At 41.9% G+C, this 12,565-nt stretch carries 11 protein-coding genes; 3 read left to right on the top strand and 8 right to left on the bottom strand.

The annotated features are described in order from the left end of the window. Window positions 1-233: 233 nt before the first annotated feature. On the bottom strand, window positions 234-1,625 hold the full coding sequence (locus BHC43_RS03770; RefSeq protein WP_100156577.1) for an NAD-dependent succinate-semialdehyde dehydrogenase: 1,392 nt from the start codon (window positions 1,623-1,625) through the stop codon (window positions 234-236). 473 nt (window positions 1,626-2,098) lie between these two features. On the opposite strand from BHC43_RS03770, the gene BHC43_RS03765 reads away from it, so the two are divergent. Beyond that, window positions 2,099-2,650 carry a flavodoxin family protein gene (locus BHC43_RS03765; protein ID WP_100156552.1) on the top strand — a complete coding sequence of 184 codons (552 nt, stop codon included), beginning with the start codon at window positions 2,099-2,101 and terminating at the stop codon, window positions 2,648-2,650. A gap of 114 nt (window positions 2,651-2,764) precedes the next feature. Here BHC43_RS03765 and BHC43_RS03760 read toward each other — a convergent pair whose 3' ends face one another. Then, window positions 2,765-3,745 (bottom strand): TerC family protein, encoded by a 981-nt coding sequence (locus BHC43_RS03760; protein ID WP_100140720.1) that lies wholly within the window; start codon window positions 3,743-3,745, stop codon window positions 2,765-2,767. A 1,159-nt stretch (window positions 3,746-4,904) separates the two neighbouring features. Here BHC43_RS03760 and BHC43_RS03755 point away from each other — a divergent pair. Then, on the top strand, window positions 4,905-5,867 hold the full coding sequence (locus BHC43_RS03755) for an urea transporter (RefSeq protein WP_100156551.1): 963 nt from the start codon (window positions 4,905-4,907) through the stop codon (window positions 5,865-5,867). Between the two features lie 146 nt (window positions 5,868-6,013). Here BHC43_RS03755 and rpmE read toward each other — a convergent pair whose 3' ends face one another. Beyond that, window positions 6,014-6,229: a 50S ribosomal protein L31 gene (rpmE, locus tag BHC43_RS03750; RefSeq protein WP_100090964.1), complete on the bottom strand. Its 216-nt coding sequence runs from the start codon at window positions 6,227-6,229 to the stop codon at window positions 6,014-6,016. A gap of 269 nt (window positions 6,230-6,498) precedes the next feature. Further along, entirely contained in the window at window positions 6,499-7,908 is a 1,410-nt protein-coding gene (gene cysS, locus BHC43_RS03745) for a cysteine--tRNA ligase (protein WP_100156550.1), read from the bottom strand. 301 nt (window positions 7,909-8,209) lie between these two features. Here cysS and BHC43_RS10955 point away from each other — a divergent pair, with 301 nt between their 5' ends. Further along, window positions 8,210-8,905 (top strand): OmpA family protein, encoded by a 696-nt coding sequence (locus tag BHC43_RS10955; protein ID WP_100151878.1) that lies wholly within the window; start codon window positions 8,210-8,212, stop codon window positions 8,903-8,905. 1,211 nt (window positions 8,906-10,116) lie between these two features. Here the strand turns inward: BHC43_RS10955 and yidC are convergent. From yidC to rpmH, 4 genes are read right to left on the bottom strand one after another with little or no spacing between them, the layout of a single operon-like run. After that, window positions 10,117-11,772: a membrane protein insertase YidC gene (gene yidC / locus BHC43_RS03730; RefSeq protein ID WP_100140725.1), complete on the bottom strand. Its 1,656-nt coding sequence runs from the start codon at window positions 11,770-11,772 to the stop codon at window positions 10,117-10,119. A 21-nt stretch (window positions 11,773-11,793) separates the two neighbouring features. Then, a complete protein-coding gene (gene yidD / locus BHC43_RS03725; protein ID WP_100140726.1) occupies window positions 11,794-12,003 on the bottom strand; it encodes a membrane protein insertion efficiency factor YidD in 210 nt (69 codons plus the stop codon). Then, on the bottom strand, window positions 12,000-12,359 hold the full coding sequence (gene rnpA, locus BHC43_RS03720; RefSeq protein ID WP_100140727.1) for a ribonuclease P protein component: 360 nt from the start codon (window positions 12,357-12,359) through the stop codon (window positions 12,000-12,002). Before rnpA ends, yidD begins: the two co-directional genes overlap by 4 nt. An 8-nt stretch (window positions 12,360-12,367) precedes the next feature. Then, window positions 12,368-12,502, bottom strand: a complete 135-nt coding sequence (gene rpmH, locus BHC43_RS03715) for a 50S ribosomal protein L34 (protein ID WP_004283944.1) — start codon at window positions 12,500-12,502, stop codon at window positions 12,368-12,370. Window positions 12,503-12,565 lie beyond the last annotated feature (63 nt).

The following is a 12,565-nucleotide window of genomic DNA, read 5'->3' as shown; positions in this document are numbered from 1 at the left end:
ATTAAACTACTTTAGCTGAAAAATGATTGGTGCAGGATAAGTTGGCTGACTTTTACCACAATGCTACATTTATATTACATTTCAGTAATTTATCTGTCTCATCTTTTAAACACTTCTGTTTGGATGGCTGTTGGCCAAACGTTATTCAGTCAAAATATTAATGAAAAAAATTATCTTAAAATAAAAAACGGAGCTGCTTTTTGTCCAGTAGCCCCGTTAGTTTTCAAACAAATTTAGAATTCAGCGTCGATGTCTGCAATACTTACCAGTTTAGCATTCACGAATTCTTTTAAGCCTAAATCAAGCAATTCGCGTCCGAAACCGGAGCGTTTCACGCCTCCAAATGGCAAATCAGCTTTAACCATGGTGGGATGATTAATAAAGACCATACCCGTATCAATCTGCTGAGCCAGTTTGGCACCGCGTTCTTCATCAGACGTAAAGATAGAACCACCTAAGCCATATGGGGTATCGTTGGCAATTTCAATGGCATGAGCTGCATCTTTGGCGCGGTAGATAGAAGAAACCGGACCAAAAAATTCCCAGTGACGTGCCGGATTATCCGGCTGAATATTGGTCAGGATAACCGGTCGGAAAAAACATCCCTGAGCCGGCATATCCAATGCAATTTCTTCAGCATGAGCGCCCAGTTTTACCGCTTCATCCAATTGTTGTTGCAAACCAGTCACCGCAGAACGAGAAGATAGTGGTGCCAGTGTGGTAGCGGCATCCATCGGGTCACCCATGCGCAGCTGACGCACTCCTTCGCGGTACAGATTCAGGAAACGATCGTAAACACCTTCTTCTACAATAATGCGTTTGGCACTCACACACACCTGCCCTGCATTCCAGTGACGGCCAAATACAGCCCATTTGGCTGCTTTTTCGATATCAGCATCATTCAGAACGATAAATGCATCGGCGCCACCAAGCTCAAGAGTACATTTTTTTAATGCTGCTCCAGCCTGTGCAGCCACAATAGCACCAGCACCTTCTGAACCGGTTAAGGCTACACCGCGCACGCGCGGGTCAGCAATGATTTTTGCCAGTTGTGCATGCGTTGGGTACAGGTTCTGAAACGCACCATCCAGTAAACCAGCTTGTAGCAGCATGGCAGCCATTTTGGCGGCACATTGCGGCACATTGGACGCATGTTTCAGCACAACCACATTACCGGCAGCAAGCTGCGGGGCTGCAATACGGGCAATCTGATAATATGGGAAGTTCCACGGCTCAACTGCCAAAATAATACCTTGTGGAGCAAACTCAATGCGAGCACGGTTGCCCTTATTGGAAGTAACTGGCAACACTTCCGGCTGAAGCTGACGCTCAGCATGAACAGCATAATACTCAAAAATCTGCGCAGAAAGCTCGGTTTCAGCTTTGGCTTCGCGAAACAGTTTACCCATTTCCAGTGTCAGTAACTGGGCATATTCATCAATATTGGCTCGAAGAATATCAGCAGCATTTTGTAAAACACGCGCACGCTGGGCAAACGTAGTGTTTTTCCACTGTTTAAAAGCAGCATCTGCATGATTCAAAGCAGTTTCCAGTTCAACATCGGTGGTATCAGAAAATGCTTTTACCTGTTGCTCGGTGTAGGGATTGGTACTTGCGTACGCCATATATTTACCTTTCATTTATAAAAGTTACACCACGTTTGCTGCCCTTAAGCATACAAATGAATGGCTGCAGTTCGGGCAGGTTTTGAGACAATCTTTTGTGTTTAACTATCTGGAAATGGTTGTGTGCCTGATGTGAATGCTACCGCGCTTCTGTACACCAATATTTCAGATGAGATCAGGCGAGGTTTTCTTTCCATACCTGAAACGTTTCAGACATGATTATGTATTTAATTCAGTTTAACAATTATTTACTGCGTTATCAAGTATGCAACTAAACTGTGCAATATAGTCTTTCATCTGAGTCTGCAAAGGGTCGTTTCTGGATCAATTACCGGGTTGTAAAGAATTTTATATCCAAGCATTGATAGTTTACTGTCAGGCAATAATCTTCATTTTTATTTCCTGAATCATACTTGCGATAGTAGCGCCACCCGCTTAAGCTGTTTTGGCAATCAATCATAAGGAACAGACACATGAGTAAACTAGCTATTTTGGTATTTTCCGGTTATGGCCATACACTTAAAATTGCTCAGGCAGCTGCAGCCGATACTGATGCTGTACTGGTAGAAATCGATGCCAATGGCGAGCTGGATGATGATCAGTGGCAGCAGTTGCATCAGGCCAAAGGTATCATCTTTGCTGCACCTACTTATATGGGCAATGTACCTTGGCAGTTTAAGAAAGTAGCCGACGCCACATCCGGCCTGTGGGCAGAGCGTGCATGGCAAAATAAAGTGTTCGGCGGCTTCACCAACAGTGCCAGTTTTAGTGGCGACAAACAAGTAACCCTAATCTGGATGCAGACACTGGCAGCACAGCATGGCGGTATCTGGGTAAGTCTCGGACTACTGCCGGCTAACTCCAAAGAAGCAGCGCGCAATGATGTAAATGTACTCGGAGGTTCCATCGGAGCAATGGTTCAGACACCAGCCGATGCCAGTGTCGATGAGATTCCAGCTGGCGATATCGAAACTGTAAAAATCTACGTAGCTCGAGTAAGTGAATTTGTAGACAAATTGGCCTAAGCATTTCATTCTGTTTTAAGCTTACTTACAGAGTATCAGCCCGCCAGCCATTATTGTGTGTATTAACAATCAAAATAAGCTGAAGCGGGCTGTTGTGAAAACTTCCTTTGTCGTCTACAGATTATGCGGCTGCTTTCTGGTTTTCCACCATGAAGCTAGAATCGCCAGCAGTAAAGCAGTAAATACTACAGCCAGTGAAGCAAAAGAAGGAATGTGCCACCATTTTGCCACCAGCATTTTGGCACCGATAAAAGTCAGGACCACTGCCAACCCATATTTGAGATAAACAAATTTTTCAACCACATTGGCCAATAAAAAATACATCGCACGCAAACCAAGCACCGCGAAAATATTCGAAGTAAACACAATAAACGGGTCAGTGGTAACAGCAAAGACAGCCGGTATACTGTCTACAGCAAAAACCACATCACTCAATTCAATCACTACCAATGTAAGCAATAATGGCGTGGCCATGCGCTGGCCGTTTTCGATGGTAAAAAATTTCTCACGATTAAATTGCTCACTGACGCGCATATGGCGGTGCAGCCAACCTATCAGTGGGTTATCAGCCAAACTTTTATTCTCATCTTTTTCCGGCAGCATCAGCTTAATCCCGCTATAAAGCAGGAATATACCAAACAGATACAGCACCCACTCAAAGCGGCTGACCAGAACTGCACCCAAAGCCACCATCACAGCACGTAGGACGATTGCCCCCAATACTCCGTACAATAGCACTCGGTGTTGATACTCTGCCGGCACCTTAAAATAACTAAATATCAGCACGAAGACAAAAATATTGTCCACCGATAACGATTTTTCCAACACATAGCCAGTAAGAAAATCCATCACCGAATCAGCAGCCACCTCACTGCCCAGCACCGGATTATGCATCAGCTCAAAATAAAGCCAGAGAGCAAAACCAAGTGAAACAGCAATCCAGACGCATGTCCACAGCAGCGCTTCTTTAGTGCTAACGCGATGTACGCCTTCTTTTTTCAGCGTGAGCATATCTATCGCTATCATTACAATTATGATGACGATAAATACGCCATAAAATAAAGGTGTGCCCACTGAATTCAAATGAGGCTGCATAAATTCTTTCTTCTTAATATTTTTATCATTCAATTCCCATTGCTAGAAGCCACTCTTCTAAACAAAATCAGAAACGAGCCAGTATTAAACAATAACATAGATACAACTACTACTGGCAACAGTTGTGCATATACAGACACTCTTCCGATACCAAGTAAACGGATAATTCATTGCAATAACAATCAAAGCAGAAAACCTGGGGCTGACTGATACATGCATTATGAAATAAAACCGCGTTTTAAAAATTATCCCAAAACAGCGACAATAAAGCCCATCCCTACCACGGAGAACGATTTAAGCTCATTTCAGCACATTTCAATTATTATCAACCTTCCTCAATACCAAGCATAATGCTGAAAGTTTCAGAATACAAAATCATCGCTACATTTATATGGAAAAATAAAACTGGGATGACAGTTCTAACACTACAATCTTCGGATTTTCAGCCGTCATTTTTTACTTTTGGTTAAATTCAGATTGCCTTTCATTTCACTGATCACATACTTATAATTGAAAGAGCCCTTTCTTTATTAATATCAATCAATTCAGTATTAGGAGCAAATTTAGAAAGTAGATATCGCTCGGTTTAGCTTATTTAATTAACCTGCACGTTACTCAGAGCAAAATTGTTTTCTGATTGTACCGTTTCACTGCTAGCCTGACGGCCAAATACAGATTTAGAATAGTCACATATTTACCCTATTTAATTAAATTTAAAAATAATATTTTAATTATTTCTTCTTTTATATTACAAAAATTATTCAAAATGCAAATTTAGTACAAACTTCAACGTTCCTAAGCTGTATTTGATCTTACCAACTAATCAATGTTTACTTGCTTTGAATTTCAGATTCTTAAACGTTTCAGCACAACTTACCTGCCCAAATAAAAACCTTATAAACATGAAAAAATAAAAAACAAACTAAACAATAAAGAACTAAAGTTAAACAACAGCACTGAAAAAGCATACTCTCAATTTGGCAGGAACATTTTCATCATCAAATATTTCAAGCTCATAAAAAATAAAATTTTCCGCCCAACTAGCATTAAATATCGTATATTTATTTCCATCCCACATTACCAGAACATTTACCTACGCAGAAACAGTATAAAAGCAGTCTAACCTACTGAGCTGAAATATTAATAAAGGAGAAAACGGATGAAAAAAATGTCTGTAGCAGCGCAATGGCATCAATTATGCAACCACAACTACTGTGTCCGCTTTACTGATGTGATTCTCCGCAGCTACGGTCAGGTCATGCTCCAAAACAATGCATTATCTGGACTGATTTTTCTGCTAGGGGTACTGATGGGGGGATGCTTTACGGGCAAACCAATTATAGGAGTAGCCAGTTTAGTGGCCGTAATCAGCGCCAACATCATGGCCTATGTGTATCAGCTTAATGAAAAAGCTTGGCAGCAAGGAATCTATGGCTTTAATGCCTGTCTGACAGGCATTGCATTGGCTACCTTTTGTGAAAACTCACCCTATTTATGGTGCACTATTGTACTGGCATCCATACTTTCGGTCTTCATTACCAAAGCCCTAAGCACAATATTACAGCAATGGTATTTACCCTGTCTGACCATGCCCTTCATCCTGATTACATGGATATTCCTGTTGGCAATTCCTTCTTTTTCAGCGCTGTCACGAGTACAGGCAGATACCGCTACCGCACACATTACCAGCTTTACACTGTTGCACCTGCTGCCAAGCAGCATTCTTGGCATTGCTGAAGTATTTTTATTCAACAGTACACTGGTGGGAATAACATTTTTGATCGCTCTGGCTGTCAATTCCCTCCGAATCACCCTATATGCCATAACCGGTTCAATCCTTGCCATCGGCATCGCCCTAATGTACGGAGGTCAACTTGAGCTTATTACACTGGGGCTTTATTCATTCAATGCGGTATTAACTGCTATTACACTGATTACCTTCAGCAATTCACCAGACAGCAAAACCAATTTATATATTTTACTGGCTATAATTCTCACCGTATTTACTCAGTCTGCCCTTACTACTCTTCTGAAACCCTATGCACTTCCGGTACTGACCATGCCTTTTGTAGTGGTCAGCTGGTTATGGCTGCTGATTAACCAGACACTAAATCAACGCTGATTAATAGCTGAAAATATAAAAATTACTTATAAAACCATAAAAGGTGAATATTACTTATATTGATCCTGAATAAGGCATATGAAATCCCCATTAAAAAAGACTGCCATAATGGCAGTCTTTTTTGGTGCAATATCTTGCAAACAAGATTAACGTTTGAACATATTGCCGTATTTCTGATTGAATTTGTCCACGCGACCAGTAGAGTCAACGATTTTCTGTTTACCGGTATAGAACGGATGACAAGCAGAGCATACTTCAATATTGAAAGTATCTTTTTCCATTGCGGATTTAGTTACAAAAGTATTACCGCAGGAGCAAGTCACAGTTACGTCGTGGTAGTTAGGTTGAATGCTGTTATTCATAGTGTCGTCCTTAGTTAAGCGGGCACAGGGGATGTGCCTGTACCTCTTGAAACGGATGTCTGGAATCGGGCGATTATACTCGCATGAGTAAGATTTTCAAGTAAATCAGCACACAGAACAGCCATATTACACAGATGTCCTGTGAAAAAGATGCACTGTATTACCAGATTCAAAACATACCATACATTAAAATTATAATACTGCTGTCAAGCCCCTGATTCAGAATAGATCCATAGTCTCTTTAATATCTGTTTTAGATAAAGAAAAAATCAGGCACGGCGCCAGCTTGTACCATTAGCACCATCTTCCAACACAATGCCGGCAGCCGTTAGTTCATCGCGAATACGGTCTGATTCTGCCCAGTTGCGTTCTGCACGCGCCTGCTGCCGTGCAGCAATCATCGCTTCAATGGTGGCATTATCAAGACCTTGTACGCCTTCACCCACTTCATTCTGCAAAAACGCCTCTGGATCACGCTGTAACAAACCCAGCAGACCACCCAGCCCTTTTAAGCACCCTGCCAATTGCGCATCATGAGTTTTATTAATTTCATTGGCCAGTTCGAATAGAACGGCAACAGCTTCCACTGTAGCAAAATCATCATTCATTGCAGCATAGAACCGGCGCGTATAATCATTTAAATCCGCATTAACTTCAACATCTGCGGCTGTTGTGTTTTTCAATGCTGTATACAATCGAGTCAAACTGCCTCTGGCATCATCAAGATGGGCGTCAGAATAATTTAAAGGACTGCGATAATGGGCACGTAAAATAAAAAAACGCACTACCTCTGCATCGTATTTTTGCAACACTTCGCGGATAGTGAAGAAATTTCCAAGGGATTTAGACATTTTTTCATTATCCACACGAATAAACCCATTATGTAGCCAATATTTTACATGGCTAGCAAAGTGATTTTTTTCCGTGCAACAACCTTGTTTTTCTGCACCGCAGCTCTGAGCAATCTCATTTTCATGGTGAGGAAACTGCAAATCAGCTCCACCACCGTGGATATCAAAATTCTCACCCAACAAAGCTTTGCTCATAGCCGAACACTCAATATGCCAGCCCGGCCGACCACGTCCCCACGGGCTGTCCCACGCCGGTTCATGGGGTTTGGCCGCTTTCCACAACACAAAATCCAAGGGATCACGCTTGTAGCCATCCACATCCACTCGTTCACCAGCGCGCAAATCATCCAAACTCTTACCGCTCAGCTGGCCATAGTCAGGAAACTCACGTACCGCATAAAATACATCACCATTCTCAGCCAAATAAGCTTTACCATTTGCCATGATCTCTTCAATCATGGCAATCATCTGTCCAATATACTGTGTGGCTCTCGGCTCATGGTTTGGTGGCAGCACACCTAAAGCAGCCGCATCCTCATGCATAGCCTGAATATAATAATCAGTCAGCTCAGAAATACTGATGCCGCGCTCATTTGCCCGATTAATAATCTTATCGTCTATATCAGTAATATTACGCACATAATCAAGCTCATAGCCCAGCTCACGTATCCAGCGCGTCACCATATCAAACACAATCATCACCCGTGCATGCCCCAGATGGCAATAATCATAAACGGTCATGCCACACACATACATACGCACCTGTGGTGGATTAATCGGTGTAAATTTCTGTTTGTTTCTAGTTAAAGTGTTATACAAGCTGAGCATGTCTGGTTCCAAAGTGACTGATAGTAGCCCTGAATACAGGCAATTTAATTGAATGAGGCTAAACTGGCCGTTTTCAAGGGCGAACGAGCCTCAAACACGTTTAAATAAGACTAAATTGTAATATAGCGCAGTAAACTTGTCGCTTAAACCAGCATTGCTACAAAATAAATTACAGATATGCAAACCGGACAGAATATTTTCAGTTTGCGCACCTCCTCCCTCCCTCACTTGCTTTTCTGCTATAGATAGCATAAAACATACATGTGAAAACCATAATCAAATTTTAAGAGAAGGAGTAAGTATGACCATCATGAAACCATTGGCTGCACTCGCTGCCGCCACTACCTTAGCCTTGACCGGCTGTGTTACCGATCCTAGTACCGGCCAAACCCATGCCAGCAAAACCGCTGTTTACGGCCTAAGTGGAGCTGCCGTATGCGGAATCGTTGGTGCAATTACCCACAATAGCCGAGGTGCACGTAATGCTGCTCTGGGCTGTGGTGCTATCGGTGCTGGCATCGGTGCTTATATGGATTACCAAGAAAAACTATTGCGTCAAAAACTGGCTAATACAAATGTTGAAGTACAGCGCGAAGGTGACCAGATTAAACTCACCATGCCAGAAAACATCACATTTGCAACTAATAGCTCTGAATTAAGCAGCGCCGCCACATCTTCCCTATCATCTGTAGCTGAGATTCTGGCTAAATATGTGGATACCAATATCACCATCGCTGGTTATACCGACAGCACCGGTAATGACAATATCAATAGGCCATTATCACAACGTCGCGCTGAGTCTGTTTCCACATTCCTGAGCGCCCGTGGCGTCGCCAGCAATCGTATTAGCGCAGTAGGCTACGGTTCTGCCAATCCAATTGCCAGCAATGCCACAGTGGAAGGCCGTGCCAAAAATCGCCGTGTAGAAATTCGTGTTAACCCTGTTCAACAAACAGCTACCACTACTACACAACAAACCACTACCTACGTACAGTAACGACTAAAAGGCGTGATAGACACTATATCGTTTCATTCAGTCTGTCACGCCTTAAATATACAAGTTTTTCAAAATGATATTCATTTACAATATTAAATGTGTTAGTATTTAATAACATTTATTAACTATTGAAATGAATAATTATGCAAAATCCAACAAATAATAACACTTTCAACTCTTCTTCAGGCAACCTTGCGCCAGTTATGTCTATTGGGGACTGGCTTATAATGTTTATCGTGTTTTGCATACCTATTGTCAATCTGATCATGGTTTTAGTCTGGGCTTTTAGTGGCAACGGCAATCCTAACCGCTCTAATTTTTGCAAAGCATACCTGATAGTCGTGGCAATAACGATAATACTATATATAATTGTCCTAGCCATTTTCGGTAGCATTATCGCTAATTCAGCGCATCAGTTTTAAGGCTTAAAGCAATGATGATTAAGTTTGAAAACTTAATCACAATTAAGCCAAGCTATCCATCATTTAATTCGTAATAAAATATGCGCAATAATCACCAAGCATTTCAGCCAGAAGTGCTTGTTTTAAAATAAAATATGATAGTATTGATAATAGTTCTAACGCAAAAAAGAGAAATTAAAAATTCATAGCTCAATTTGGAGGAGTTAATCCAGCCAAAAGCAAATTTGAGCAGATATAACGACCATCATTGCAATACTAAAGTCTGCTAGCTTACTAAATTCCGACAATCTTAATTTACTGTAATTACCCGAACAAGTTCCTATTCATACCAATCTCATTTTTTTTCCTAAAAGAATAAAACATAAATATGCAAATTGATTATTGATAAGTAAAAATCTGAATACAAAAAACATTTATCGCGATTCTCAAGCTTAAAAAACGATAACGGTCAGTGATGCATTCCATTAAAAATTAAACTTAATTCCCTACCATAAGTATTTTTGTTTATTTTTTATCATCTAGAAATCAGGTACCTGCTTTACATTTAATACACATCAGCTTATAAAAAAAAAGTAAGCATATTTTCTATATAAACTAATTCCTGAAAATACCTGAACGAATATCATAAATGTGCACTCATGCTCACAGTAGCAAATATAAGAACTGCTTTAAACAATTTATATAGAAAAACTCATTAATGATTAACTCTTACACCGGCGATATGTCTCTGAAGCACTGAACAAATAAAAAGCACTTCAAACTGAAGTGCCTTTTACTAGCAAGCTATAATCATGCATCCAATGAGCGGTGCAGTTTCGCCTGCCGTTCAATACGTTTATTAATAAACCATTGTTGTGCTAGCGTTAAAATATTGTTTGTCAGCCAGTACAGTACCAAACCGGCAGGGAAAAAGAAGAACATCACAGAAAACGCTACCGGCATGATTTTCATCATTTTAGCCTGCATCGGATCCGTAGGAGGCGGATTCATAAAGGTTTGCAGATACATGGTCAGGGCCATCAATACCGGCAGAATGTAATAAGGATCCTGACGTCCCAAATCGGTAATCCAGCCAATCCATGGAGCACCGCGCAATTCTACCGAAGCAAACAGTGCCCAGTACAAACCGATGAAAACCGGTATCTGCAACAGCATAGGCAGGCAGCCGCCAACAGGATTGATTTTTTCCTTTTTGTACAACGACATCATTTCTTGCTGCATACGCATGCGGTCATCGCCATACTGGTCTTTCAATGCCTGCAAGCGAGGTGCTACGGCACGCATCTTAGCCATAGATTTATACGAAGCATGAGTAAGCGGGAAAAGAATGGCTTTTACAGTAAGCGTCAGCAGAATAATTGCCCAGCCCCAGTTCTGTACCAGTCCATGCCACCAGTTTAGCAGCCAAAATAACGGCGAAGAAAACAGCGATACCTTGCCATAGTCTTTAATCATTTGCAGATGATCAGCAACCTTAGTAATTACTGAATAAATCTGCGGACCAGAATATAAAGAAATACCGAAGCTAGCACTGGAATTAGCGGGAATATCTTTTACTGGTACGCGCACACCTGCCGAATATAAGCCATCACTACGTTTGCGAATATCAATTTTGCAGTCATCATTGCTGCCACAAACACTGCTGCCCTCTTTCGGCTGCAGAATCCACGTAGTCATAAAGTAGTGCTGGGTCATACCGATCCAGCCGGTATTGGTTTTACGCTGATAGTCTGCTCGGTCACGACCGGAAGCATAATCGCTGTCCAGATCTTTAAAAGCCACTTTTTCAAATTTACCATTGGGCGTATACAGCACCGGACCAGTATAGGTGTGATCGAAATAGCCAGTACCTTCAGGCTCCTTGTCATCACGCAAAACCCGATAGGCCACATCCATTTGCAGCGGCTGTGCATTGTGATTGGCAATTTCATAGCGAAGGCCAATCAAATAGCTACCTTTAGTAAAGGTATAAATCTTACTTACCTGCACACCATTCTGCTCTGCTGCTGTCAAACGCACATCCAGCTTGTCTCCATTAAGTGTGTATTGTTTTTGCGGCGCAGTAAAAATCAGATTTTTAAACTGATAATCACCCTGACGATTTAATAATACCGACTGGGCAATGTACTGATGGCCATTCGCACCATTATCCAGCAGCACAAATGGCTTACTGGCATCACTGGTAGCTTTGTATTTAGTCAGTGTAAGCTGGCGCAAATCGCCAGTTTTTTCATCAATAACCGCCTTAACAGTATCCGTAGTGACCGTAACTGGCTCAGTTTTACTTAATGCACCCTCAGCTCCCACGCCAGTGGAAACTGCATTGCTCGTAGAAGATGTTTGTTGTGCCGCTGGCTGATTTTCGGGTTGTGGGTATAATTTTTCCCAACCCAGCAAAATGGCCATGGTCAGCACAAAAAATATCAATAATCGTTTAAAATCCATAGTGTATTCCGTGTGTATTCGCTAAGGAAGTGGGTCATGACCGCAACCACCCCAGGGATGACAGCGGCAAATGCGCTTGATTGTCAGCCAGCCACCCTTGAATACCCCGTATTTTTGCAGAGCGAGTACTGCATATTGCGAACAGGTCGGGCTATAACGGCAACGGGGCGGCAAAAGCGGGCTGATGGCATACTGGTAAACCCGAATCAGACCCAGCAATAAATATCTCATTGCGACTTTGCTTTACACCCGTCAGCTGCCAAAAGCAACTGTTGTAAAGTCTTGGTTACACCAGCATAATCCACATGTCGGAAGGGCTGGCGTACACGAATGATTATATCTGACGGCGGCAATTCATGCCGGTGCAGGCGAAACCATTCTCTTAATACACGTTTCATGTAATTGCGCCGATTGGCTCGTTTGGCCACTTTTTTGGCCACTACCAAACCCAGACGCGGAAAACCAAGTGTATTGCGTGCATGAAACACCTGAATCCAAGCACGACTTTTCTGGCAACGTAACGCAAAAACGGATGAAAAATCATCCGTTTTTAAAAGGCGATATTTTTTGCCAAAATGATAATCCATTCTTGTGCTTACACAGCCAAACGTTTACGACCCTTGGCACGACGGGCAGCCAGTACAGCACGTCCACCGCGTGTTTTGCTGCGAACCAGAAAGCCATGAGTGCGTTTGCGACGGGTAACGGATGGTTGATAAGTACGTTTCATAATTTATTCCCGAATTAACTTTAAATAAAACGTAGCATTACACAACAAGAACAGCACTTTGTC

Source organism: Snodgrassella alvi, assembly GCF_002777855.1.
Lineage (GTDB): Bacteria > Pseudomonadota > Gammaproteobacteria > Burkholderiales > Neisseriaceae > Snodgrassella > Snodgrassella alvi_E.
Note: the sequence above shows the minus strand (reverse complement) of the source record. Positions and strands in the feature narration are given on the sequence as shown.

Excerpts from the sequence above, each read along its gene's own strand:
- BHC43_RS03770 (WP_100156577.1), bottom strand. The coding sequence starts at position 1,625 with ATGGCGTACGCAAGTACCAATCCCTACACCGAGCAACAGGTAAAAGCA.
- BHC43_RS03765 (WP_100156552.1), top strand. The coding sequence starts at position 2,099 with ATGAGTAAACTAGCTATTTTGGTATTTTCCGGTTATGGCCATACACTT.
- BHC43_RS03760 (WP_100140720.1), bottom strand. The coding sequence starts at position 3,745 with ATGCAGCCTCATTTGAATTCAGTGGGCACACCTTTATTTTATGGCGTA.
- BHC43_RS03755 (WP_100156551.1), top strand. The coding sequence starts at position 4,905 with ATGAAAAAAATGTCTGTAGCAGCGCAATGGCATCAATTATGCAACCAC.
- rpmE (WP_100090964.1), bottom strand. The coding sequence starts at position 6,229 with ATGAATAACAGCATTCAACCTAACTACCACGACGTAACTGTGACTTGC.
- cysS (WP_100156550.1), bottom strand. The coding sequence starts at position 7,908 with ATGCTCAGCTTGTATAACACTTTAACTAGAAACAAACAGAAATTTACA.
- BHC43_RS10955 (WP_100151878.1), top strand. The coding sequence starts at position 8,210 with ATGACCATCATGAAACCATTGGCTGCACTCGCTGCCGCCACTACCTTA.
- yidC (WP_100140725.1), bottom strand. The coding sequence starts at position 11,772 with ATGGATTTTAAACGATTATTGATATTTTTTGTGCTGACCATGGCCATT.
- yidD (WP_100140726.1), bottom strand. The coding sequence starts at position 12,003 with ATGAGATATTTATTGCTGGGTCTGATTCGGGTTTACCAGTATGCCATC.
- rnpA (WP_100140727.1), bottom strand. The coding sequence starts at position 12,359 with ATGGATTATCATTTTGGCAAAAAATATCGCCTTTTAAAAACGGATGAT.
- rpmH (WP_004283944.1), bottom strand. The coding sequence starts at position 12,502 with ATGAAACGTACTTATCAACCATCCGTTACCCGTCGCAAACGCACTCAT.